Below are 24,879 nucleotides of genomic sequence, written 5' to 3'. Positions count from 1 at the left end.
CAAACAAAAATCCTGTAAGTATTGGAAACAATACTTACAGGATTTTTTTACGGAATGATTTCAGTTTATTTCCTAATAACCTTTCAAAAATGAAAATAATAGCTGTTCAATAAATAGTCACTCTCATATTTTACTGCCATTTTTAATAAGAGGTTTTTTACAGCCTTTATGGAATAGGTTCCTTTTTTTAATGATTCGATATAGGAAGCATACTTTTTCTTTTCGTTTTCTGTAGCTTCATCTTTAAAATAGCTCCATACATGAGATGCAGCGTTTATCTGTGTTCCTTGGCTGGGTTCTATAGTAAGAGCTTGATCGATAAGCGCATAAAATTCTATCACAGGATAGCCTTCTTTACCTTTTAAAAGGTTTCTGATCTCTTGATAACGATTTGGATCGTGTTCGAGTATGTTGTATTTGTATCTAGCCCATTCTTTTTCTAAATGGCTGATTTTTTTATTACCGTCAATCAGATTATTAGCTTTGACGGCAGAAAGGTTTTTATCTTTTACTTCAAGCATGATATCTACATCTGGGATAGTGTTCAAAAACTCATTGAACACTTCTAAATTAATCGTTTTAGAATGGCTGCCCGCTCTTTTTAAATGAGCTCCTTGGGAGTAGTGAATCTTTTGAACCCCGTCATCAGCTTTCCAAGTGTTATTTACTAAGGATATAAAATAATGATCATCTTTAGATCTATCAAATGGAAGAAGCTCATTATGAAGATTATCATACACTACAGGAATACGGTTAGCTGTGCCAATTTGTAATACATCGCCTATATTGTAAGATTTATCATCATTTTCAATGACGAGTCTATTTTTGACTCCTTGGCTCAACAGCTGATAGTTTTTTCCAAATCTTACAATAGCTGCTTTTTTATCGCCGTATACGCCTCCAATGTGCAAAATGATTTTACTGGATTTGCCTGTCCCAAGTGCATTTAAAAATCGATTATGATAGTTTAAGTCTTCTACAGCTCTTTTCACAACGTCTTCATTGGGGGAGTTTAAAACAGTGTATTGTCCAGGGTGCATAGATACTCTGATATTTTCCAGCTTTAATTTTTCGCCGATTAAACGAAATTTTTCTTTAAAGATTTCATCCCAAGGAAGGTTATTGACAGGGCTTGATCCGAACGGAATGATATCTGAACTGATTCTAAAAAGCGTAATGCCCATTTTTATGTTGTAATCTATAATTCTATCTAATGTTTCTAAGTTGTGTTCTGTAATGTTCAACAGATTTTCTTTCGTCGCGGTCTTAAGTGTACATGTTCTAAAGTTTGTGTTGTATACGCCAAGTGTTAAGCATGCATATCCGATTTTCATAAGCATCTCCTTTTAAACAATATACTATTCTATGGAAAGTTGTAAAAAAGCTTTTGGTAATAGGAACTATTTACTGCTCACTGATTTTATGAAAAAGGCTTAAAAAAGTTTCTTTTTCTTTTGACGAAAGAACGTTCAACAGGTTGGTATTGATTTTTGCTTCGGTAGCACGAGCTTCTTTTAATAATTCTAAGCCCTGTTCAGTAATCGCTAATCGTGTAATGCGACGGTCTTTATCGTCATAAATACGTTGTGCATAATTTTCTTTTACGATCATGGTAGCTATATTAGTCATTGCACCAGGCGTTACTTTTAAAAAGTTAGCCAGTGTAACTTGTTTTAGCGGTCCTTTTGTTTTTAATTCACCTAAGACTAACAATGCAGAAATACTAATTCGGTGAGGAAAAGAAGCTGACCATTGGTTCATGACCGTTTGTGTATACTGATTGACTGAGTAGAGCAATTCCAAATTTTGATGCATCATCCATTTCCTCCATCTGTTTAATATAGTAGGTTAAGTTTAATTCTTTTTAGTTTACTTATCAATAGTTTAACGCTAAACTAATTATGGAGTTTTTCATGAATAGAAGGGTGGAAGTTTACATGTTACTAGAGAATAAGGTCGCCATTATTACAGGCGGTGCTGGCGGTATTGGAGCGGGTATATCAAGAGCGTTAGCTGCAGAAGGCGCCAATATTGCGATTATCGATTTGAATGAAGAAAAAGGTGCAGAACTTGTCAAAGAATTAGAAGGCGTGGGCGTTCAGGCATTATTTTTAAAAAAAGATATCTCATTAGAAGAAAATGCAAAAGAAATAAGAGCGGCTGTTATTAAGAAATTCGGCAAAATCGATGTTTTGATTAATAATGCGCATGCATCTCGACAAGCTGCTTTTATGGAGACTACAAACGAGATGTTTGAATTATCTTTTAAAACTGGCTTTTTAGCCACGTTATTTCTAATGCGTGCTTGTTATGAAGATTTAAAAGCAACAAAAGGCGCGGTGATCAACTTTGGATCAGGTTCAGCTATGAAGGGAATGGAAACACAAGCTTCATACGCAGCAAGTAAAGAAGCCATACGTGGTTTGTCTCGTGTAGTTGCAAATGAGTGGGCACCAGAAGGCATTCGAGTGAATATCATTTCTCCCATTGCAGAAACTGAAGGTGTAAAAGATTGGAAAGAGAAGTTCCCAGCTGAATTTGAAGCGATGATTGACCGAATACCTCTTAAACGTTTGGGCGATCCGCAAAAAGATATCGGACAAGCAGCTGTTTTCTTAGCTAGTGATATGAGCAGTTTTATGACCGGTCAAACATTGATGGTCGACGGCGGTTCTATTCAACTTTATTAAATAAAACGATACCGAGATAGACGAAAAAAAGGTTTGCCAAAGCTAAAACTTGGCGAATCTTTTTTATTGAGAGTAGCTTTTTAAGCGAACCAAAGAGAACGTTCTCTTGCAGCACTTTCTGGCGAATCAGAAGCATGTACTGTGTTTTCAGATAAACTAAGACCGTAAAGGGCTCGAATCGTATTATCCCCAGATTCTTCAGGGTCTGTTGTTCCATTCAACGTTCGAACCCGGTTAACCACATCTTCTCCTTCTAAAACAAGGGCAACCAATGGACTTCTTGTAAGATAAGAAACCAATCTGTTAAAGAAAGGTTTGCCTTTATGTTCTACATAATGTTCTTCTGCCATTTCTGAAGAAGCTTGCAGTAACTTCATATCAGTGACTTTCAAATCATTTCTTTCGTATTCGGTTAAAATATTTCCAATCAGATTTCGTTCCACCGCATCCGGTTTCAACAATACAAGTGTTTTTTCTGTCATCTTTAAGCTCCTCCTAAAAGTAGTCTTAGAATGATATTAACATGTTCATACTCTTTAGTGTAGAAGAGAATCATATATTGAGCAAAAAAAATAAAAACGCTTCCTTCTTATTTTTTTTGCTCATAGAAAAAGCTTAGTCATTTCACTTATTTTACAGCCCAGTTAGACACATCATGAATCAAAATGTGTCTAAGAAGGGGCGGACAAACGTAAGAGCAGCGCCTGTAGCAACAGCTTCGTTTTTGAGTTTTCCAAGAAAAATAAGATTTTCTGATTCAGGAAATGCATTTTTCTCTTGAACTAAATGACGTAAATCAACTAGATCCTCTTCTGTAAAGTAGTGAAGGATCTCTCCGCCAAGGATAATTTTATTGTCCAGAAACATATGAAAGTTGTTTAAAGCGATAGCAAGTGAATTTAAATAAGTTGACCATTGTTTTATTGCTTGAATATCCCCAGATCTTAGTAAGGACATAAAAGAGTCTAGTTGTTGATTGCTCATTACCGTTAAAGTGTGCAGCGAACAAAAAACTTCTACACAGCCTTTTTTTCCACAATAACACATAGGACCTTTAGGATCGATAATAGTGTGTTCAATCGTTCCACTTCTTCTATTTGCACCGTTGTAGAGCTGCCCATCAATAATTAAGGCTCCGCCAAGGTGTTCACCAATAGAAAGAATCAATGCGTCTTTTAAGGAGCTATCTTTCCATTGTTCAGCTAAAGCGACACTCTCGGCATCGTGTACGAAACGACATGGAAATTCAAAATAGTGAGAAATGACATCAATAGATAAGCCAGTGTTTTGCAAAATTGTGCCATAGATAATGTCGGTTCCTTCAGCAGAGACAAGCCCTTGAATGCCGAAACCCATTCCCAAAATATTTTTTTCATTTAACTCTTCTTTTTTTATGAATTCTGAAGTAATGGTTGCGATTCTTTGGTAATAGTCTGGGTCGTTTTGATAAGCAATCGTTCTTTTTTCTTTTGCAAAGGCTGTCCCTAATAAATCAATGGCAACGATTGTAATCGAGTCTCTGAAGATCTCGATGCCTAAAGCAATTTTAGCGAATCGATTGAGGGAATAAGCGACAGCTTTCCTTCCTCCTTTTGAAGAGAATTTGCCATCTTCTATAATAAGCGTTTTATCTAATAGTTTTTTTAAATTCTGTGTCACTGTAGGCAAACTCAAATTTGTTTGTAAAGCGATTTCTTGTTTGGACAGTTTTTCGTTCAATTGCTCCGTTTGATAAATTAAATGGAAAATTTTTGAGTAATTATTTTTTTTGATAGCGCTCATTGGGAAAGTGGTCATTTTATCACTCCGTTTTATAAAAGTCGTTGGTTTAATTAGTTAAGTTGAAGATATCACTTACATTGAAAAAAAGCAATGCAGCTGAAACGATTGACAAATAAATGTAAGCGTTATATAGTTAAAACAGTTTTATAAAACGATTTAACAAAACTATTTTATGAAAGAGGAGATAATGATGGGAATTATTGAGAAAATGAGATTAGACGGGAAAAAAGCTTATGTTACAGGAGGAGCTCGAGGCATCGGAAAAAGCATTGCGATAGCTTTAGCTGAAGCAGGAGCTGACGTAGCAATAGTGGATGTTGACATTAAAGAAGCTGAAAAGACAGCATCAGAAATTTCTGAATTAACGGTTGTAAAAACACTGGCTGTGAAAACAGATGTTACAAAGGAAGACGAAGTACAAAAAATGGTCGAAACGATTGTCGAACATTTCGGAAAAATCGATATCGCTTTCAATAATGCGGGCATTTGTTTAAACATCCCTGCAGCAGAAATGACCCTAGCTCAGTGGCAAAAAGTAATCGATATTAATTTAACAGGTGTATTTCTTACTTCACAAGCAGCCGGTAAAATCATGCTTAAGCAAGGCGGAGGGTCTATTATTAATACAGCCTCGATGTCCGCTCACATCGTCAACTATCCGCAACCGCAAGTTTCTTATAATGCTTCAAAAGCAGCAGTTATTCAAATGAGTAAATCCTTAGCGATTGAATGGGCAAAATCTGGTGTACGCGTAAATACAATCAGTCCAGGTTATATGGGCACTGAATTAACATTAAATTCTCCAGAACTGAAACCGCTTATCCAACAATGGGAAAGCATGTCTCCATTAGGAAGAATTGGACGCCCGGAAGAATTACAAGCGATTGCTGTTTATTTAGCCGGCGATACTAGTCCATTCACAACAGGATCTGACTTTGTCATTGATGGAGCATTTACAGCTATTTAAAGGAGGATAACAATGAACTATTTAATAGGAACAGATATCGGTACTTCAGGAACTAAAAGTATTTTGATGGATACAAAAGGGAATTTGCTGGCACAAGATTTGATTGAATACGATGTATTGACTCCAAAAGCGTTATGGGCAGAACAATGGCCAGATGTCTGGTCAGAAGCAGTAAAAAAAACCATTCGTAATGTGGTGTTAAAAGCAAATGTTGATTCGAAAAAGGTAAAAGGAATCGGAATCAGCGGATTGTATGGCGGATCTGGTATTCCATTAGACAAAGAAATGAAACCTGTCCGTCCATGCTTGATCTGGATGGATCGCAGAGCAACAAAAGAAACAGAATGGGTTGCTGAAACTATTGGTAAAGAGCGATTGCAAAAAATCACCGCAAATGGAGTAGATCCTTATTATGGGTTTACGAAAATGCTATGGATCAAAAATAATGAACCCGAAAATTGGGAGAAAATTGATTTATTTCTGCCGCCCAATCATCATGCTATTTATGAATTAACTGGTGAAATTGCAATTGATTATTCTTCAGCCGGAAACATTGGCGGAATTTTTGACATGAACACTCATACATGGTCAGAAGAGTTAATGCAGGATATGGGAATACCGCTTGAAATGATGCCGCAAAGACTAGTCGATTCTACAGAAATCGTTGGCGGATTGACTGCAGAAATTGCAGCTGAATTAGGACTGGAACCGGATACTCCGGTTATCAGCGGCGGTGTGGATGCTGGAGCTGCTAATATCGGGATGGGGATTTTCGAACCAGGGGTGTATGCAGCGGCTATTGGTACATCTATGTGTGCCGCCCTAGTAGAAGAGGAAGTTATCAAAAATCAAGACTTGATCGTTTGGCCATACCCGTATAACTCTAAAAAGCTAAGTTACAATTTTAGTGGCGGAGCAACTGCCGGCGGAATTACAAAATGGTTTAGAGACAACTTTGCACAATTAGAAATGGAAGTTGAAAAAAACGGCGGAACCAACGCCTATGAACTTTTGAATAGAGGCGCAGAAAAAATCCCGGCTGGAAGCGAAGGATTAATCGTTTTACCTTATTTTATGGGAGAACGCAGTCCCGTTTGGAATCAAGATGCTAAAGGAACTATTTTTGGTCTATCGTTAGCTCATACGAAAGCGCACATTTATAGAGCCTTTATGGAAGCCGTGGCTTACTCATTAAGACATACAATTGAAAGCGTCGGGCGTGACCTCGGGGAGTACATTATTATTGCTGGTGGTGTAACCAAATCAGCCTTATGGAAACAAATTTTTGCAGATGTAACGGGTTATCCTATTGTCACGCCTATCAATGATACTGAAGCCAATTTAGGAGATGTAATGATGGCGGGCATCGCCACAGGAGAAGTAGGTATTGAAGATGTCAAGAAGTGGCAAGTGCTAAATGAAAAAATCATGCCGAATCCTGATAACAAACGTTTATACGATGAGTATTATGGACTGTATAGAAAACTTTATACGGATTTAGAAGAGGATATGAGCATTTTATCAGATTTGGCAGATCGTTACTAAGAATCGATAATAAGAAGAAAAGGAGCGATTAAAAGGAGTGAATATCGTTAATGAGAGTGTCTCCATAAATGAATACGAGTATCTTATTGAACAAATTGGCGGTAAGGAAAATATTCAAGCTTTCCATGAGGATGGGAGCAGAGTGATCATAGAGCTCGCCAACAAATTAGACGCTCAGAATCTTAAAAAGTTAAAAGAGTCGGATGGTATTCCGTCCTTTATTCAAATTAACAGCCAATTGGAATTTGTTCCAGATAAGGACTCTCCTAAAGAATTTGTGAACCAGTTAAAAACACTGAGCATAAAAACAGAACGAAAAAAGTTTTTAGATCAAGCCATTGAATTTGTTAGTTCTGTTTTCACTCCATTATTGCCTTTGTTTGCAGGTTCAGGGATCCTTAAAGGCCTTCTAATTCTTCTGATAACGTTTGGATGGATTTCTGAAACAAGCGGCACGTATATTGTTTTGTCAAGTGCTGCAAATGCGGTCTTTCAATTTCTACCGATTTTAGTGGCTTTTTCAACTGCCAGAAAGCTGAAGGTAAATCCATTTATAGCTGCTCTTTTAAGTGCAGCTTTAATGGAACCGGGAATCGTTGGTTTACTAAACGGGAATACTAGTGAAACAATTTCTTTTATTGGGCTTCCTATGGTATTAATGGAGTATTCATCGACCGTCATTCCAGCTATTTTAGCAACCAGTTTTTATGCTTTAGTTGAAAAGCAAATTAAAAAAATTGTTGGAGAGAGTTTTCAGTTAATTGTAGTTCCTTTAGTGGCGTTGACTATTGTTGTTCCTTTTACTCTAATTGTTTTTGGACCATTTGGTATCTACTTAGGAAACTTTTTAGGGTATATCGTGAACGGACTTTTGTCTTTTAACGGAATGATCAGCGGTGCGCTGATTGCAAGCGGCTGGTTAGTTTTCGTGATCTTCGGCTTACATTGGGCACTCTATCCGATTATTATTGGCAATATCGCTTCAGTAGGGTTCGATACCATTTTGCCATTAACCGGAGTAGCTAACTTTGCTTTAGCAGGAGCAACCTTAGCAGTGTTATTAAAAACTAAGAATAAGAACCGCAAATCGATTGCTACTTCTGGTTTAATGTCTTTGTTTCTGGCGGGAATTGGTGAGCCAAGTATCTACGGTGTCACACTGCCTTTGAAAAAACCCTTTATTGCTACGTGTATAGGCAGTGCTGTTGGTGGAGCAGTCGCAGGTTTCTTTCACACTAAAGCGTTGGCATTAGTTTTTGTTGGTATTCCAACTTTACCAGCTTTTTTAACAGATACCTTTATCTACTTCATTATCAGTATTTCTGTAGGTTTCCTGGTAGCCTTTTTGACAACTTGGATGATTGGCTTTGATGAAGAAATCTAATAGCAAAATCCAAATTATCAGCAATCGTTATCCAGAATCAGGGAAAAGGAAATGGAGAGATAAAAAAGGCATCTACAATAGGCAACTGAGATAATCCGGCTTGTCAGTTTTAGTGCTGAAGGCCGGATTTTTAGTACTAATTATATTTCCATTACAAGGTAGAGTAGTGCCATTCCAGTAGCTGATAATGGCATTTCCCTTTCTCTTTCTAGATAAGTCCAGTTAGTGGCAAATTCATACAGTCTATGGTAAAACGTATTTGAAAGGGAGGTTTTACGGATGGAAAAAGCATTTGATGTAATCGTTATCGGCAGCGGTGTTGGCGGAACAGCAATAGCAAACGGGTTGGCAGCAACTGGGGAAAAAGTAGCTGTCGTAGAAAACGACTTATGGGGCGGAACTTGTCCCAACCGTGGTTGTGACCCTAAAAAAGTATTGGTATCAGCTGTAGAAGCTAAAGATGCCGTCACTCAATTAGCAGGCAAAGGTTTTTCTGTTACTCCTCAAGTCAATTGGCCTGAACTAATGGCATTTAAAGAAACCTTTACTAAGCCAGTACCCAAAACAAGTCAAGAAAGTTTGCAGTCAGCTGGTGTAGAAACCTTTACTGGTAGTGCTCAGTTTACGGATGAAAAAACACTTCAAGTAAATGAGGATACACTGACGGCGGAACGTTTTGTTATTGCTGCAGGCGCTAAACCCTCTATTTTACCGATTGAAGGAAAAGAGCACTTCTTAACCAGTAATGATTTTCTATCTTTACCTGAAATGCCTGAAACTATTACTTTTGTCGGTGGAGGATATATTGCTTTTGAGTTGGCAGCTATCGCTAATGCTGCAGGAGCTAACGTTCATTTGGTTCATCACAATGGTCGTCCCCTGAAAGCTTTTGACGAAGAATATGTAAAAGAAATTGTGCATCAATTAGAAACAAAAGGCGTGACGTTTCATTTCAATATAGATATTAATAAAATCGAAAAAAAAGCCGACTCTTTCATTTTGACAGATGGTAAAGAATTTCATTTGACCAGCGATCTGGTATTTTGTTCAACCGGCCGGGTTCCAAATATAGATGAATTGAAATTAGAAAATGCCGGAGTAGCATTTGATAAAAAAGGCATCACAGTCAATGAGTATTTGCAAACCAGCAATGCTGCCATTTTTGCTTGTGGCGATGTGTTGTCGAAAACCCAGCCCAAACTGACACCCGTCTCTACTTTTGAGGGAAGTTATTTGGTTCATTATCTGACAGGCGAAGCAACAGAAAAAATTGCCTATCCAAGTATTCCGACCACAATCTTTTCCAGTCCTAAATTAGCTCAAACTGGAATGACAGCAGCACAAGCGTCTGAGCAAGAAGAGGATTATGACGTTTCTGACATTGATGCAACTTCTTGGTTCAGCTACCATCGGGTAAACGAGCCTGTTTCAAAAATCAAAATCATTACAGAACGTAAAACAGGATTATTAGTCGGAGCAACGTGTATCAACAAAAGAGCCGATGATTTGATCAACTTCTTTAGTCTGTTGATTGATCAAAAAACACCAGCAGAAGATGTAGCGCAATTGATTTTGGCTTACCCAACGATTGCTAGTGATTTAACGTCGATTTATGCTTAATTTTATTCTGTTTGAATCACACTAAACTAAAAAACCTCCAGCAACGGTTTTTAGACCGATTGTTGGAGGTTTTTAACAGAATAGGATATTATAAAAAATTAACGAAAAGAAGCTTATTTCTTCAACTGTTCACCTATTTGTTTTTTGTTTCACGGAGGATAGAATAAAGGTATGAATAAGAATATTCTTCACGTATCTTTTTTGACGTAATGATAGGTGAAATAAACATAAAGCATAGAGGGTAGAGGGTTCCAATCCTTTTAAGGACCTTAAGTCATTTAAATCTCTAGCGATAAGGTCGTAAACTCTTTTGCGTGCCCTAAGTAGTGTAACTCTCTAGTGTTAGGGCAGGTAAACTCCTTTTACCCGTCCTAAGCCACTTAAATACCAAGTGTTAAGGCAAGCAAATCTATTTTGCGTGCCCTAAGTGTGAGAAATGCTATCACTTAAGGCACGCAAATTTTTTTGAATACGATAAAGGATGTCATCCCCTGCCAATTTTCGACTGAACCAATAGAATTCCTGATATTAGCAAAAAACGACCTCTTTTTCCTGTTTTATTCAGGAGAAAGGGGCCATTTTTAACTGTCTTGGTTTAAACGGGTTTTCTTTTAGTCAATTTTTAACAGCATAGCGTTTACGGCCACGATCACTGTGCTAAAGGACATGATAATGGCTCCTACTGCAGGGCTTAAGAGGATTCCCGCAAAAGCCAGCACTCCTGCTGCTAAAGGAATAGCGACGATATTGTAGCCAGCTCCCCACCATAAATTTTGAACCATCTTTTTAGAAGTATTTTTAGCTAGAGATAAGAAATGGAGAATATCTGCCGGATCGCTTTTGACCAGGATCACATCAGCTGAATCTACGGCTACATCGGTTCCGGCCCCAATCGCAACACCGACATTCGCTCTGACTAGGCTTGGAGCATCATTGACCCCATCTCCGACCATCATGACAACTAAACCGTTATTTTTGTATTCCTTAACGAGTTTTTCTTTGTCTTCAGGCAGTAATTCTGCATGGACATCATCAATTCCGAGTTGTTGAGCAACGGCAGCAGCTGCTTGCTGATTGTCGCCAGTCAACATGACCGGCTTGATGTTTTGATCTTTTAGGGCTTGGATCATGGTTTTGGCTTCAGGCTTGATTTGATCGCCTTGTGCGACTAAGCCGATATTTTTGTCATTGACTAGCAAGAAACTAACCGAATTGCCTTTAGTGGACAATTCAGAAAAAAGTTGCTGATCGTAAGAGATACCTTTTTTAGTCAGATAAGCGACGCTGACGATTTTAACCGTTTGGTGTTCAATGGTTCCTTCGATTCCCACGCCTGGTATGGTTGAAGTGTCTGTTGCTGCCGGAGTGGTTAAGTTTAATTCTTCCAATTTTTTTAGCACACCCACGGAAAGCGGGTGACTGGAGTCTTTTTCTAAAGCTCCCATATATTCCAAAACGTCATTTTCAGTATAGTCCGTTGAAAAAGATTTAAAGGCCGAGACTGCGAAATTGCCTTCTGTTAAGGTTCCAGTTTTGTCCATCATAACGACATCCACTTTTTTGGCAACTTCTAAAGCTTGTCTGTTTTTGACGAGTAATCCATTTTGAGCGCCTAAAGAAGTAGACCGGGCTGTTGCTAGCGGAATAGCTAAACCAAGGGCATGTGGACAAGCAATAATAAAGACCGTTACCATCCGTTCTAAAGCAATGTTCATATCTTTTGTAACCACGAGCCAGATAATAAAGGCTAAAATACCAACAGCTAAAGCTACATAGAAAAGCAGTTTAGCGACTTTGTCTGAAAGCGACTCTACTTTTGATTTTTCTTGTTGAGCACTGCTAACAAGTGCCATGACTTGCGACAAGTAGCCGGATTCGCCTGTTCCTGTCACATCGACGGAAATGGTTCCTGATCCGTTGATGGAACCTCCGATGACTTTGTCCTGCTCTTTTTTTGAAACATCTTTTGCTTCGCCAGTGACCATGGATTCATTAACGGTTGTTTGTCCATTAATAATGATTCCATCAGTCGGAATCTTTCCGCCGGCTTTTACAACGATTTTGTCTCCGATATGCACTTCTTTTAGAGCAACTTCAGTAGTGTTTCCTTCTTCATCAAGTACATTAGCTGTTCCGGGCAATAATTCGGCCATCTTTTGCAGAGCATTGCTCGCATTGCTAACAGCATTCATTTCAATCCAATGCCCAAGCAGCATAATTAAAATAAGCGTGGCTAGTTCCCAGAAGAAATCCATCACGTGATTTTGAGTGTGAAGGAGGTTATTCGCAATGAATGCATAAACACTGTAGAAATAAGAAACCGAGATTCCTAAGGAAATCAAGGTCATCATCGCTGGATTTTTTCCTTGAAGCTCCATCTTGGCTCCTTGTAAGAAAGGCATACCACCGTAAAAGAATAAAATAGAGGCTAAGATTAAAACGACCCAATCCGAACCATTAAATGAAAATTGAAAAGGCAAGGTAACGCCCATCATTGGCGAAAGCAAAATAATCGGAATGGCCAGAATCAAAGAAATAAAAAATTTCTGTTTTAAGTTTCCCATATGCATAGAATGGTCCATCGAACCGTGATCCATTGAGCCATGCTCCATTTTACTATGGTCCATCGCTTCGTGTTCCATCTTGTGATGATCTTGCTGGTGTTTGTCGGACATTTTAATTCCTCCTTGTAAGATTAACCTACTTATATAGTAATGACGTTTTTCGTTTACACACGTAAACGTTTGTTATCAGTAGCTTACAATGTTCAGTAATGAATGTCAAATGATTTGCAGCAGTACTGTTTTATTCTTATTTCCTCATCAAGACAATCATTTCGTGTGCATTTGCTTACGTGCAAGGTGTACAATCAAGGTGCAGACTAAACAGCGAGGGTAGGGATAATGATGAGAAGAATTATATTTGTGCGTCATGGATTAAGCGAATGGAATGCATTGAACCAATTTACCGGCTGGGTCGATGTAGATTTGAGTGATGCAGGATTGAAAGAAGCTCACGAAGCCGGGCGTAAATTAAAAGAAGCCGGGATCGAATTAGATATGGCTTTTACATCTGTTTTAAAACGGGCAATCAAAACTTGTCACATTGTTTTAGAAGAATCCGATCAGCTTTGGGTGCCGGAAATCAAAACGTGGCGCTTAAATGAACGCCATTACGGAGCGTTGCAGGGGTTAAACAAAAAAGCAACGGCGGATAAATACGGCATCGAGCAAGTTCAATTATGGCGTCGTTCTTATGATACGTTGCCGCCATTATTAAAACCAGATGACCCAAATTCAGCTTTAAACGATCGACGGTATGCGAACTTGCAAAAACGAGTGGTACCGATGGGAGAAGATTTAAAAAGCACATTAGCTCGTGTTATTCCATTTTGGGAAGATCAAATCGCACCAGCTATCTTAGAAGGGAAAACCGTTTTAGTAGCAGCACACGGCAACTCTTTACGGGCTTTAGCGAAGTACATTGAAGAAATCTCAGACGATGATATCATGGAATTAGAAATCCCGACTGGGCAACCGTTAGTATACGAATTAGATGATGAATTAGCGGTCATTAAAAAATATTATCTTTAAGCTAAAGGACTCGTGTAAAGGTGTATTCTGTCACTTTTGCACGAGCTCTTTTGTTTGGATCTATCATTTTTGATGTTGGGAAGCCAAATAAGTATATGTTTATTCTACAACTTTACAAAGAGCCTTTTTGTTTTTGATAAAAGAGAAAACTGTATTATAAAGTAACAGAATAGACGACTGTTTTTTAAAAGGTTATACTAGAATTAATCCAGTAATTTTAGTAGGCTTAATTAAATCAGGAAGGGTTGGATGCAATGAAAACCATTACGATATTAATTCCTGCCTATAATGAAGAAGCGGTCATTGTACCAATGTACGAAAGATTGAAGACAGTCTGTGCAACGTTACCCGATTACGCTTTTCAATTTTTGTTTGTTAATGACGGCAGTTCTGATGGTACTATAAACAAAATCAAACAATTCAAGCAGGTAGACCAGCGCGTTCAATATATTGATTTGTCTCGAAATTTTGGCAAAGAGATCGCGATGTTAGCGGGATTCGACCATGCCGCTGGCGATGCGACGATTATTATTGATGCTGATTTACAGCAGCCGCCAGAACTGTTCAGTGAAATGTTAGAATGGTGGGAAGCTGGTTACGATGATGTGTATGCTATACGCAAAGCGCGAGAAGGAGAAACTTGGTTTAAAAAGTGGGCTTCCAAAAAGTATTACCAGCTGTTGCAGAAAATAGCGAAAGAAAAAATTTACCCTCAAGCAGGCGATTTTCGCTTGTTGGATAAAAAGTGTGTTCAAGCGTTGATAACATTGCGCGAACAAGAGCGTTACACAAAAGGCATGTATGGCTGGATCGGTTTTAAAAAGAAAGAAATTGCTTATGTGGCTGAACCAAGAGGCGCCGGTGAAAGCAAATGGAAATTTTCCGAATTGGTCAAATTAGCTTTGGATGGGATCACTTCCTACAGTACAGTCCCTTTAAAAATCTGGTCGATTATCGGTTTTGTCATTTCGTTCTTTGCATTCGCATACTTATTATTTGAGTTAGTAAAAACGTTATTGTTTGGCATCGAAACGGCAGGATATGCTTCCATTATTGCTGGTGTTTTATTTATCGGAGGCATCCAGTTGATTTCTTTGGGAGTCATTGGCGAGTACTTAGGACGCGTATTTATTGAAACAAAAGAACGGCCCTTGTATTTTATACAAGAATATTCAGAAGAAAAAGAGGAAGAAGAAGAAGAAAAGAACCAGAAACAGTCTCACGCAGACTGATCGATCGAGTTCGCTAAAAGAATGAAAGTGGTGTTAAGTATCAATGTCAGCCTTGAAAAGATTTTATCAAAAAAATGAAGAAGTCCTCAGTTATTTAATTTTCGGTGGATTAACAACGCTAGTCAATATAATCGTGTTTTTTCTCTTTGATTCTGTTTTAGGGATTCAATATTTAATTGCAAACGCCATTTCAATTGGAGTGTCGATTCTTTTTGCATTTTTCACGAATAAAAAATTCGTCTTTAAATCAGAAACGGAGACGGTTAATGCCTGGCTAAAAGAATTTCTTTTATTCTGCAGTTTCCGTTTGATCTCAGCGGGCTTTGACATGTTGAGCATGTGGCTGCTGATAGGCGGACTTCACTTAGAAGCGAATTTAGCCAAATTGGCTACACAGCTGATTGTTGTGTTATTAAACTATTTCTTTAGCAAATGGTTTATCTTTAAATAGAAAGGAATGACGCTATGTCTGTTTCCAACAAAAAAAGAGCAGCTTATCCTTTCTACTGGTATACTTTCTTATTTGCCCTTATGGTGTTAGTGATCTATGGTTATTTTTTTGTAGCACAAAAATCTTTTATCTGGGAAAGAGATGGATTTAGCCAGCATTATTTAATTTTTAAAGAATACTTAGAAATCGTCCGTGATTTTTTACAGCAGCCATCGCTAGGTTTTAAATTATGGGACTGGAATATTGGATTAGGGGCGGATACGATCCATTCGTACGGCTACTATGTCGTCGGGGACCCCTTTGTTTACTTAGGGTTGCTGTTTCCGGCAAGCCAAACGGAACTGGCTTTTCATGTCTTGATTCTTTTGCGTCTATACGCTATCGGCGCAGTTTTTTTAATTTTTTGTCGAAAAATAGGAATAGCAATGCCTGGTGCACTGGTAGGATCGTTAATTTATACCTTTACTTATTACGTTATACTGAATGCCACACGGCATCCTTTCTTTCTGTTGCCGATGGTTCTGTTTCCGCTATTTTGCTTAGGGATGGAACGGATTTTACAACGTCAATCCAATACTCTTTTTATCATAGCTGTTTTTTTGGGAGCTTTTAGCAATTTTTACTTTTTTTATATGCTGACAGTATTGGTCTTTATTTACGCCTTAGTCCGTTATTTTTATATTTATGGAAAAAAAGACATAACCAAAATAGTCGGCTTTATCTGGACTGCTGCCTATTCTTATATCATTGGAGTATTGTTGTCGGGTATTTTGTTCTTTCCAGTTGTTGGAGGCTTTTTACAGTCTTCCAGAGAAGCTTCGAGCAAATTTGCCCAAGGTCTGCTAGTGTATCCGATAGAGTATTACATTGCTTTAATACGCAACCTTTTTATACCTGGAAGTTATTTATGGTCCACAATGGGCTTTTCAGCTTTCGTGATATTGTTGCTGCCGTGTCTTTTTTTGCATAAGAAAAGATATGGTTTTATCAAGATCATGCTGCTGATTTTTGGTGTTATGTTGCTGTTGCCTGCATTTGGGTCAGTGATGAATGGTTTTTCTGGACCATACAATCGTTGGACTTTTGTTCTGCCTTTTTTCCTTGCGTGGGGCTCAGCACAGTTGTACAACTATCGATTTCAATTGTCTAAGCGCGACTTATCTGCTATGGCGGGTTCGCTTATATTCTTTAGTTTGATTACGGGAGCTTCGGTATGGGTTACTGGTTACCGCTTTGCCTATGTGGCTCCGGTATTTTTTGCTTGGCTGATGTGGGGCGTTTTTTATATTGGTCATATTAAACAGCAAAATAGAACTTTGGGAACAATTGATAAAAAAGGCTTGTCTTTTTTATTAACTGCTTTAGTAATGGGAAATTTAGCCTATAATGCTATGGATTATTACTATCCATGGGGACAAAATACAGTCTCTTCTTTACTGAATTACGGTACAGTAGATAAACTGTACACAGAGACTTTTGAGGGTGCAGAAAAACTGATCCAACCTCAAAAGGCAGAAGAAATTTACCGGATAGGAGTCACGTCACAAGATAGAGAAGTCAAAAACCAGCTGGTTTTATTGGATAGGATGGGATTATCCTCTTACTTGTCTATTACAAATGGCGAAGTGGCAAATTTCGCTCGGAAACTGGAAAGCGGTCAATTTCAATTAATTCAACCCATTCGAAATGGTGTTGATGACCGCAGCATCATCAACCATTTATTGAACGTACAAGCCATCGTGACAGAAGAAAAAAACGAAAAATACTTGCCTTATGGTTATCAAGTGACGGAAAAAAAATCAGGAAAAGAGCGTTCGTTTATTGTGGCTGAAACAACGTTAGCGTATCCTTTTGCTTACGCGGAAGATGTTTACTTGCCTGAATCAACCTTTGAAAAAATGAACCCGGTTGAAAAAGAAGCTTTCTTGTCTTACGGTATCGTATTGGATGAGAAACAAGCACAAACGGAAGGATTAAGCTTATTTGATAAAGAAACCGAAGCGAAAAAATTAACCATTGATATTTTTTCAGAAGATGAAAATAAACTAACCATCGAAAACCAAACCATTAAAGTCTATGATACATCTGGAAAATTGATGATTAAACTAAAAGATAAAAATGAAATGGAACAGTCAGCCATTTATGCTTACTTAGAGGGATTGCATTTTGAACCGGTTAAAAGCCAGGGGTGGAAGCGAGATCCCATCAATTATACAGCTGTGATGAAGATGGGGAAACAGCGGAAAAGCATTTACCAATCGGATCTATTAAGTTTCAGTGCCTACATGCCGCGAGACAAAATGCTGTTTCACTTAGGGTATCAATCAGAGGCAGCAGCTAGTGATACGATAAGTTTGCAGTTTGATCGGGAAGGGAGTTACACTGTTTCTGACATCAATGTGCTAGCTCTGCCCCTAAATCAGGACTATCAAGAAAGAGTAAGACAGAAACAGGAACAAGCTTTAGAAATCACGGCATTTATCAATCAGAAAGTGAGCGGGACGATCGAGCAAGAAAAAGCTAGTATCTTAACAACGACCATTCCTTATGCGAGCGGCTGGCAAGCTGAAGTGAATGGAAAGGCAATCGAAACCTTGCGAGTCAATGAAGGATTCGTAGGGATTCCCTTAGAGGCGGGAAAATCAAAAATAGTCCTAACGTATCAGACGCCTCTATTGAAAGCTGGAATAGCCGCCAGTTCCTCAGGTGTTCTTTTATTAGCAGCAAATCAAATCATTCATCGGAAAAAAAGGAACGACCATTAAAAAAGCCCTCGAACCGCAATCTAAAAAGATTGCGAGTCGAGAGCTTTTTTTGCTTAAATCAATCAGACGATTGTTTGTTCGATTGCTGCTGTTAATTGGATACTGACACCATAATGATCTGAGATGACCGGGTTGTTTTTGCCATCAAAAAAGACTTTTGAGGTATCAACTCCAATCGGATGATTCGTAAATATGAAATCGATTCTTAATTTATCATTGTTTTCAGCCCATCCGTCAATATTTTTTTCGACTGTGTGGCCTTTATCTCGTTTTATAGCCAGATGGAAAGTATCAAACCATTCTTTAGTTACCAATTCATAACCTTCGTTAGTCGCTTGCGCCGGATTGTTGAAATCTCCCATTAAATAAATTGGTCCGGATAACGTTTGGAAAACAGCTGTACACACTGCCCATTGTTCTTTGAACGAATCGTCTTTATCTGTCCACCAGCCTAAATGGAGGTTAAAATACCAACTGTCTTCAATTTGAACGCCCAACACAGGACGCGTTTTATAATTCTCATAAGCTTTGCTTTTGGAAGCGTAAAAGGTTTTGATCTCTTGGATCGGATGAAGGCTCAAAAATGCTAAACCTTCATCATAAATATCGTAACCAATATGAGCCGGCAGCCAAGTCCAAGCATATCGCAACCCGGCTTGTTCCAATTTTTGCTGCACGAGGAAAGCAAAATTGTTTCGTTTGATTTGAATAGTAGGATCAGCAGCTTGATAAGCAAACTGATCCGATACATCTATAACGGATTCAGCAATGGATTGGTTTACTTCTTGGAAAGCAATCACATCAAATTGATTGCTTAGTATGGTTTCGACAAGCGTATCTAATTTATCATACGGCTGTTCTTCTAACCAGCTGTGAGTGTTTAAAGTCAATAATTTCAACTGTTTATTCTCCTAAAGCATCCAGGATATCTGATTTCAAGACGTCCGCTTTCGGACCATAGACAGCTTGGATACCGTTATTTTTTTTGATCAACCCTAAAGCGCCTAGTTTTTTCCAGGCAGGTTCATCGCCGACGATTGCCGGGTCTTTTACTGTTACCCGTAAACGAGTCATACAAGCATCGACATCAGAAATATTTGTCGGGCCTCCCAAAAGAGTGATGATGTCTTGAACCTGTGCACTTGCTGCTGGAACGGTTTTTCCTGTTGAAACAGCAGCTGAATCAGCGGTGTCTTCAGTCGAAGATTCATCAATATAGTTGCCTAAACGACCAGGTGTGGCAATTTTGAAACGGCCGATCAAGTAATAAGAAACAAAATAAGCAAGTCCAAAGAAAACGATACTGCTAAGGACAAAGTTGACGACATCCCATGTTAGGCCAGCATTTACCGACATTGGAACACGAGTTAGGAATTCCAAGTTTCCAAACGAATGAACACGTAATGGAATAAGGTCAGCTAAAGCAAAAGACATTCCTTGAAGCACTGCGTAAACAACGTATAGGAGAGGTGCTGCAAACATAAACATGAATTCAAGCGGTTCAGTAACACCGGTTAAGAAGACCGCAATAGCCGCTGAGAAAAAGATGGATTTGTATTTTTTGCGTTTATCAGCATCTGTTCGGCGGTACATAGCCAAAGCTACACCCATTAAAGTTCCGCTGGCACCAATCATTTGTCCAACTTTGAAACGGGCTGGGATAATAGACGTTAATAAATCTTTATAAGCAGTCATATCGCCGCCATTTTTCAAATTGACTAAATCGCTTACCCAAGCCAACCACAATGGGTCTTGACCAAATACTTGAGAGCCTGCGTTTGCACCCGTCAAAATCGTATATGTTCCGCCGAGAGCTGTATAGTTCACCGGAATGGTCAACATATGATGCAGACCAAAAGGCAGCAAGAGGCGTTCTAGCGTTCCGTAAACGAATGGTGCTAAAACAGGAGCGGTATCAGCAGAAGTTGCGATCCATTGACCAAAATTATTGATCCCTGTTTGAACGACTGGCCAAACAAGAGCTAAGCCGATAGAAACGATCACAGACCATAGGATGACTACGAAAGGAACAAAGCGTTTTCCATTAAAAAAGGAAAGAGCTTCCGGCAATTTCCGGTAGTTGTAGTATTTGTTAAAAACGATAGCTCCCACAAAACCTGAAATGATCCCTACAAAAACGCCCATGTTTAAAGCAGGAGCGCCAAGGACAGACGTGAAGTAGCCGTCGACTAAAATTTCTGAACCAAATAATGTTTTGGTTGTAGCGCCTTCAGTAACCAGCATTTCTGCCGAGATACCAAAAAGAGAACCGGTAGTGACATTGATTAAAATAAAAGCTAACAATGCTGCAAAAGCTCCGCCGGCCCGTTCTTTAGCCCAAGAGCCTCCAATAGCAGCGGCAAAAAGAATATGTAAATTCCCAATGACACCCCAACCTAAACTTTCCATCACATTTCCTATGACGGCTAATAATTGAATATCGCCTCCGAACATGACGATCATTTTACCGATACTAATCATTAAACCTGCAGCAGGCATAACAGCAATAACGACCATTAAAGCCTTTCCAAGTTTTTGCCAAAAATCAAATGAAAACATTTTTTTCATTTTTGTTCATCTCCTCAAATAGAATAAATAATGCAAACGATTGCTTTAATTATAAGCACTAAAAAATAAAGTTGCAAGCGATTTCCGGAGAAGCGAATGAAATGTTAAAGTTGTTACCGGTAACAGATTATCTCATTAATTCGCCATTTTTGAAAGTTTTCTCTATAGTACTCTAGGGTAGTTAGAGATGGAATTTGAATTGAAATGAAATTGACAACGCAATCGTTTGCGTTTATGATTGCGGTAGAACATTAAAAAGTCTGCTGTACAGTTTAAGGTATATGAATAAAGCAGTTTGAGGAGGAAGAAAATGGAAAACAAACGATTATTTGAATTAGACGAATGGAAAATCAAAACACAAACTTTGGATAAAGAACAAAGACGGTTACAAGAAAGTTTGACCAGTATTGGAAACGGTTATATGGGGATGCGAGGGAACTTTGAAGAGCGCTATTCAGGAGATCATCATCAAGGCAGCTACTTAGCTGGTGTTTGGTATCCAGATAAAACGCGTGTCGGCTGGTGGAAGAACGGTTATCCCGATTACTTTGGCAAAGTCATCAATTCCATGAACTTTATCCAATTGGATTTGTTTATAGATGGAGAGCCAGTAGATCTATATAGCGACACCATTCATGAATTTGAAATGGAGCTTGATATGCAGACGGGAATTTTATCGCGCCGTTATATCGTTGAGAAGAACGGAAAGCAAGTACAAGTTGAAGTTGAACGATTTGTCAGTCTGGCTCAAAAAGAATTGTGTGCGATTCGAATGAATGTGACGAGTTTGAATGAAGCCGTTGACGTACATTTTGTGCCAGGTCTAGACGGCAACGTGACAAATGAAGATTCAAATTACGAAGAAAAATTCTGGCTGCCGGTAACGGCAATGAAAAACACGTTGATTGTTGAAACAAAACCAAATGATTTTGGGATCGAACAGTTTACAGTTGCTGCCACGATGTTAAATCGTACCGTTGGCGTTGAAAAAATCTGCGATACTGTATCGGATATGTGCGTCAATGAGGAATTTGTTGGAAAACTAGCAGCAGGCGAACAAGCGTCTATTGAAAAGCTGATCATTTTGACGACTTCACGGGATAGTTCAAAAGAAGAAGTAGGAACACGCAGCCAGGCGATGAGTGCTGGTTTGGATTCTATCTCTTTTGCAGAATTGAGAAAACAGCACGCTGACTTATGGCAAGAGCGTTGGGCGAAAGCAGATGTGGTCATTGGAGGCGATAGTGCTGCGCAGCAAGGGATTCGCTACAATCTATTCCAATTATTTTCAACTTACTATGGTGAAGATGAGCGTTTAAACATTGGTCCGAAAGGCTTTACAGGCGAAAAATATGGTGGAGCAACGTACTGGGATACAGAAGCGTATGCTGTCCCATTGTACTTAGCGTTGACCGATCAACAAGTGACTAAAAATTTACTGACTTATCGCCACAATCAATTGCCGCAAGCTGAACACAACGCGCGCCAACAAGGATTAAACGGAGCACTTTACCCAATGGTAACGTTCACTGGAGTTGAATGCCACAACGAATGGGAAATCACATTCGAGGAAATTCACCGCAATGGAGCGATGGCTTATGCTATTTACAATTATACAAATTATACCGGCGATGAAAGTTACTTGGTAGATAAAGGGCTGGATGTTTTGGTTGGAATCAGCCGGTTCTGGGCAGACCGTGTCCACTATCACCAAGGAAAAGATCAATATATGATGCACGGAGTTACCGGTCCCAATGAGTATGAAAATAATGTCAATAACAATTGGTACACGAACACGATCGCGGTTTGGACACTGAACTACACATTGACAGCTTTAAAAAAAGCACCAAACAAAAAAGAGGCCTTAAATGTAACGAAAGCTGAAGTAAAAGAATGGAAAGCCATTATTGAAAAAATGTATTATCCGTATGATGCTGAAAAAGGTGTCTTTATCCAGCACGATACTTTTATGGACAAAGAATTGCGTCCGGTTACTGAGCTCGCTCCAAGCGAATTGCCTTTGAGTCAAAATTGGTCGTGGGATAAAATCTTACGGTCGCCTTTTATCAAACAAGCCGATGTTTTGCAAGGGATTTATTTCTTTAAAGAAGAATTTTCTCAAGAAGAAAAACAACGGAATTTTGATTTCTATGAACCGATGACCGTTCATGAATCGAGTCTTTCACCAAGTATCCATGCGATTTTGGCAGCCGATTTACACCGAATGGACAAAGCGGTTGAATTGTATGGCCGCACAGCTCGATTGGATCTAGACAACTACAATAACGATACGGAAGATGGGCTGCACATTACATCAATGACCGGCAGCTGGTTAACGATCGTAGAGGGCTTTGCTGGTATGCGCACAGCGAATGAAACATTAGCGTTTGCTCCATTATTGCCGACAAACTGGACTCATTATGAATTCCATATCAATTACCGGGGGCGTTTATTGAAAATCACAGTGACCCAAACTGCTACAACGATTGAATTAGTGACCGGTGCTCCGTTAGAGATGAAAATCTACGAAGAAACTATTTTGTTGACCAGCCAATACAGTTGTGCAACAAAAGCTGCAAAAGTAGCAGTACAGTAGGATAGGAAGGCGGAGAAAAGATGAAAGCTGTATTATTTGATTTAGACGGTATCTTGACAGACACAGCCGATTACCATTATCAAGCATGGAAGAAGCTAGGTGCAGAATTAGGAATTGAATTAGATGAAGCCTTTAATGAACAACTGAAAGGCATCAGCCGTACAGAGTCTTTAGCTTTGATCTTAGCTAAAGGCGGTTTGGAAGCACAGTTTACGGTTGCAGAAAAAGAGGCATTGGCAACGAAGAAAAATGAGGTCTACAAAAAAATGATCGAGCAAATGTCTGCTAAAGATATCTTGCCCGGAATCAAAACTCTATTATATGAACTAAAAGAAAAAGGCGTTTTGTTGGGATTGGCTTCAGCGAGCCAAAACGGTCCCGTTATTTTAGAAAAGTTAGGACTAGAAGAATTATTTGATACGATCGTGGATCCGGCTAAATTATCCGCTGGAAAACCTCACCCGGAAATATTTGAAACAGGGGCTGAGCAATTGAATGTGTCGGTTCAAGAATGCATCGGAATCGAAGATGCAGCGGCAGGAGTTCAATCCATCAATAGTGCCGGTATGGCAGCAATAGCTGTTGGAGATGAAACAACGTTGGGGGCGGCTGCTAAAGTCGTTGCCTCGACGAATGAGTTGACTGTGGATTTGTTGACCGCTGTCTGGGCTGAGTCTGTTGGAGTTCACTAAACGACGATTCGGTTGGATAGGCGATCAAGAAATAACAGAATACCAGCTGACAACTACTAAAGGGGCCATTTTTCGGTGTTTAAATTACGGAGCGGTCGTGACCGGTATTGAAGTGCCCGATCGAAATGGAAACTATGAAAACGTCGTGTTAGGTTTTGACACACTCGAAGAGTACATTCAGGACTCACCTTATTTTGGTGCGCTAGTCGGGCGTGTAGCTGGACGGATCAAAAATGGCACATGGGGAACGCATCAATTGACTCAAAATGAAGGACCGCATCATATTCATGGAGGACAATCCAATTTCAGTCAAATTGTATGGGATGCTGAAGTGAATGAAACTGCTGACTTTATCGATATTAATTTTACTCATACGAGTCCAGCAGGAGACAACGGGTATCCCGGAAATTTAACGGTAAAAGTAACTTATCGATGGACTGAAAATGCCGTTTGGGATATGGTCATTCAAGCAGAAACGGATACAAAGACATTGTTTAACCCAACGAATCATACGTATTTCAACTTGAGCGGGACAGTAAAACGAACTATTTTAGACCATAAACTACAAATTTCCAGTGATGTTTATGCTGAAGTTGGTACTGACAAATGTCCAACGGGAAGGTTGTACCCAGTTGATGGAACACCTTATGATTTCCGGAAGCCTATTTTTATGCGCGAAGCATTGAAAAAACAGCCTGCTGGTTATGATACACCCTTTAAGTTGACGACAGGAGACATACGGCTTAGCGAACCGGAAAGCGGCCGGAAAGTAGCGATTCGTACGACTCGGGAAGCAGTCGTTGTTTTCTCAACAACAGGAATGGATGAAGACTATCTGGTGATGGGCAAAAAAATGTGCAGTCATCTGGGAATTGCTTTAGAAACCCAAGAGCTGCCGGATGCTGTTCATCATCCTCATTTTCAATCGATCGTTCTGGAACCCGGGGAACGGTACTTTTCACAAACAACCTATCATTTTTCTGCTTGAAAAGGC

The 24,879-nt window shown here is 39.1% G+C and carries 18 protein-coding genes and 1 pseudogene; 12 read left to right on the top strand and 7 right to left on the bottom strand.

From position 1 onward, the window contains the following. Positions 1–83: 83 nt before the first annotated feature. Both uvsE and JHE06_RS09645 read right to left on the bottom strand, forming a co-directional pair. Complete coding sequence (uvsE, locus tag JHE06_RS09650) at positions 84–1,334, bottom strand: UV DNA damage repair endonuclease UvsE (RefSeq protein ID WP_201088634.1); 1,251 nt, start codon at positions 1,332–1,334, stop codon at positions 84–86. A gap of 70 nt (positions 1,335–1,404) precedes the next feature. Continuing rightward, the gene (locus JHE06_RS09645; protein WP_058919142.1) at positions 1,405–1,818 is read right to left on the bottom strand and encodes a MarR family winged helix-turn-helix transcriptional regulator; all 414 of its coding nucleotides are present in this window, start codon (positions 1,816–1,818) and stop codon (positions 1,405–1,407) included. A gap of 119 nt (positions 1,819–1,937) precedes the next feature. On the opposite strand from JHE06_RS09645, the gene JHE06_RS09640 reads away from it, so the two are divergent. After that, a complete protein-coding gene (locus JHE06_RS09640; RefSeq protein ID WP_058919141.1) occupies positions 1,938–2,690 on the top strand; it encodes an SDR family NAD(P)-dependent oxidoreductase in 753 nt (250 codons plus the stop codon). An 80-nt stretch (positions 2,691–2,770) separates the two neighbouring features. Here the strand turns inward: JHE06_RS09640 and ndk are convergent, their stop codons facing one another. Both ndk and JHE06_RS09630 read right to left on the bottom strand, forming a co-directional pair. Then, positions 2,771–3,172 carry a nucleoside-diphosphate kinase gene (ndk, locus tag JHE06_RS09635; protein WP_201088633.1) on the bottom strand — a complete coding sequence of 134 codons (402 nt, stop codon included), beginning with the start codon at positions 3,170–3,172 and terminating at the stop codon, positions 2,771–2,773. A 178-nt stretch (positions 3,173–3,350) separates the two neighbouring features. Beyond that, positions 3,351–4,487: an ROK family transcriptional regulator gene (locus tag JHE06_RS09630; protein WP_201088632.1), complete on the bottom strand. Its 1,137-nt coding sequence runs from the start codon at positions 4,485–4,487 to the stop codon at positions 3,351–3,353. A 172-nt stretch (positions 4,488–4,659) separates the two neighbouring features. On the opposite strand from JHE06_RS09630, the gene JHE06_RS09625 reads away from it, so the two are divergent. The 4 genes from JHE06_RS09625 to JHE06_RS09610 all read left to right on the top strand — a co-directional run bounded on the left by JHE06_RS09625 (position 4,660) and on the right by JHE06_RS09610 (position 9,988). Continuing rightward, positions 4,660–5,439, top strand: a complete 780-nt coding sequence (locus JHE06_RS09625) for an SDR family oxidoreductase (RefSeq protein ID WP_236253498.1) — start codon at positions 4,660–4,662, stop codon at positions 5,437–5,439. A 12-nt stretch (positions 5,440–5,451) separates the two neighbouring features. After that, positions 5,452–6,984 (top strand): FGGY-family carbohydrate kinase, encoded by a 1,533-nt coding sequence (locus tag JHE06_RS09620; protein ID WP_201088631.1) that lies wholly within the window; start codon positions 5,452–5,454, stop codon positions 6,982–6,984. 37 nt (positions 6,985–7,021) lie between these two features. Continuing rightward, entirely contained in the window at positions 7,022–8,368 is a 1,347-nt protein-coding gene (locus JHE06_RS09615) for a PTS transporter subunit EIIC (RefSeq protein WP_201088630.1), read from the top strand. A 279-nt stretch (positions 8,369–8,647) separates the two neighbouring features. Then, on the top strand, positions 8,648–9,988 hold the full coding sequence (locus JHE06_RS09610; RefSeq protein WP_058919135.1) for a dihydrolipoyl dehydrogenase family protein: 1,341 nt from the start codon (positions 8,648–8,650) through the stop codon (positions 9,986–9,988). 611 nt (positions 9,989–10,599) lie between these two features. Here JHE06_RS09610 and JHE06_RS09605 read toward each other — a convergent pair. Beyond that, positions 10,600–12,663, bottom strand: a complete 2,064-nt coding sequence (locus JHE06_RS09605) for a heavy metal translocating P-type ATPase (RefSeq protein WP_442861663.1) — start codon at positions 12,661–12,663, stop codon at positions 10,600–10,602. A gap of 231 nt (positions 12,664–12,894) precedes the next feature. Between JHE06_RS09605 and gpmA the strand changes: the two genes are divergently transcribed. The 4 genes from gpmA (at position 12,895) to JHE06_RS09585 (ending at position 18,029) form a co-directional block, all read left to right on the top strand. Further along, the gene (gpmA, locus tag JHE06_RS09600; RefSeq protein ID WP_058920265.1) at positions 12,895–13,581 is read left to right on the top strand and encodes a 2,3-diphosphoglycerate-dependent phosphoglycerate mutase; all 687 of its coding nucleotides are present in this window, start codon (positions 12,895–12,897) and stop codon (positions 13,579–13,581) included. A gap of 254 nt (positions 13,582–13,835) precedes the next feature. Continuing rightward, on the top strand, positions 13,836–14,813 hold the full coding sequence (locus tag JHE06_RS09595) for a glycosyltransferase family 2 protein (protein ID WP_201088629.1): 978 nt from the start codon (positions 13,836–13,838) through the stop codon (positions 14,811–14,813). A gap of 52 nt (positions 14,814–14,865) precedes the next feature. Then, on the top strand, positions 14,866–15,264 hold the full coding sequence (locus tag JHE06_RS09590; protein WP_058920264.1) for a GtrA family protein: 399 nt from the start codon (positions 14,866–14,868) through the stop codon (positions 15,262–15,264). 14 nt (positions 15,265–15,278) lie between these two features. Continuing rightward, positions 15,279–18,029, top strand: a complete 2,751-nt coding sequence (locus JHE06_RS09585) for a YfhO family protein (protein WP_201088628.1) — start codon at positions 15,279–15,281, stop codon at positions 18,027–18,029. 62 nt (positions 18,030–18,091) lie between these two features. Here the strand turns inward: JHE06_RS09585 and JHE06_RS09580 are convergent, their stop codons facing one another. Further along, positions 18,092–18,928 carry an endonuclease/exonuclease/phosphatase family protein gene (locus tag JHE06_RS09580; RefSeq protein WP_201088627.1) on the bottom strand — a complete coding sequence of 279 codons (837 nt, stop codon included), beginning with the start codon at positions 18,926–18,928 and terminating at the stop codon, positions 18,092–18,094. 13 nt (positions 18,929–18,941) lie between these two features. After that, a pseudogene (locus JHE06_RS09575) lies at positions 18,942–20,597 on the bottom strand (PTS transporter subunit IIBC); the annotation flags it as partial. 310 nt (positions 20,598–20,907) lie between these two features. Here JHE06_RS09575 and JHE06_RS09570 point away from each other — a divergent pair. Genes JHE06_RS09570 through JHE06_RS09560 form a run of 3 tightly spaced genes read left to right on the top strand, consistent with a single transcriptional unit; the run spans position 20,908 to position 24,873 of the window. Next, entirely contained in the window at positions 20,908–23,193 is a 2,286-nt protein-coding gene (locus JHE06_RS09570) for a glycoside hydrolase family 65 protein (protein ID WP_201088625.1), read from the top strand. Between the two features lie 20 nt (positions 23,194–23,213). After that, positions 23,214–23,885 (top strand): beta-phosphoglucomutase, encoded by a 672-nt coding sequence (pgmB, locus tag JHE06_RS09565; protein WP_058919128.1) that lies wholly within the window; start codon positions 23,214–23,216, stop codon positions 23,883–23,885. Next, positions 23,872–24,873 carry an aldose epimerase family protein gene (locus JHE06_RS09560; RefSeq protein ID WP_201088624.1) on the top strand — a complete coding sequence of 334 codons (1,002 nt, stop codon included), beginning with the start codon at positions 23,872–23,874 and terminating at the stop codon, positions 24,871–24,873. Before pgmB ends, JHE06_RS09560 begins: the two co-directional genes overlap by 14 nt. The last annotated feature ends 6 nt before the right edge of the window (positions 24,874–24,879 follow it).

Origin of the sequence: Carnobacterium sp. CS13, from assembly GCF_016653495.1 — a bacterium.
GTDB classification, from domain to species: domain Bacteria; phylum Bacillota; class Bacilli; order Lactobacillales; family Carnobacteriaceae; genus Carnobacterium_A; species Carnobacterium_A antarcticum.
This window is presented reverse-complemented; position numbering and strand designations above follow the sequence as displayed.

Bases quoted from the DNA above. Each gene is read 5' to 3' on its own strand.
- JHE06_RS09570 (WP_201088625.1), top strand. From the start codon at position 20,908: ATGGAAAACAAACGATTATTTGAATTAGACGAATGGAAAATCAAAACA.
- JHE06_RS09605 (WP_442861663.1), bottom strand. From the start codon at position 12,663: ATGTCCGACAAACACCAGCAAGATCATCACAAGATGGAACACGAAGCG.
- JHE06_RS09625 (WP_236253498.1), top strand. From the start codon at position 4,660: ATGATGGGAATTATTGAGAAAATGAGATTAGACGGGAAAAAAGCTTAT.
- uvsE (WP_201088634.1), bottom strand. From the start codon at position 1,334: ATGAAAATCGGATATGCATGCTTAACACTTGGCGTATACAACACAAAC.
- ndk (WP_201088633.1), bottom strand. From the start codon at position 3,172: ATGACAGAAAAAACACTTGTATTGTTGAAACCGGATGCGGTGGAACGA.
- JHE06_RS09585 (WP_201088628.1), top strand. From the start codon at position 15,279: ATGTCTGTTTCCAACAAAAAAAGAGCAGCTTATCCTTTCTACTGGTAT.
- gpmA (WP_058920265.1), top strand. From the start codon at position 12,895: ATGAGAAGAATTATATTTGTGCGTCATGGATTAAGCGAATGGAATGCA.
- JHE06_RS09620 (WP_201088631.1), top strand. From the start codon at position 5,452: ATGAACTATTTAATAGGAACAGATATCGGTACTTCAGGAACTAAAAGT.
- JHE06_RS09630 (WP_201088632.1), bottom strand. From the start codon at position 4,487: ATGACCACTTTCCCAATGAGCGCTATCAAAAAAAATAATTACTCAAAA.
- pgmB (WP_058919128.1), top strand. From the start codon at position 23,214: ATGAAAGCTGTATTATTTGATTTAGACGGTATCTTGACAGACACAGCC.
- JHE06_RS09640 (WP_058919141.1), top strand. From the start codon at position 1,938: ATGTTACTAGAGAATAAGGTCGCCATTATTACAGGCGGTGCTGGCGGT.
- JHE06_RS09595 (WP_201088629.1), top strand. From the start codon at position 13,836: ATGAAAACCATTACGATATTAATTCCTGCCTATAATGAAGAAGCGGTC.
- JHE06_RS09645 (WP_058919142.1), bottom strand. From the start codon at position 1,818: ATGATGCATCAAAATTTGGAATTGCTCTACTCAGTCAATCAGTATACA.
- JHE06_RS09610 (WP_058919135.1), top strand. From the start codon at position 8,648: ATGGAAAAAGCATTTGATGTAATCGTTATCGGCAGCGGTGTTGGCGGA.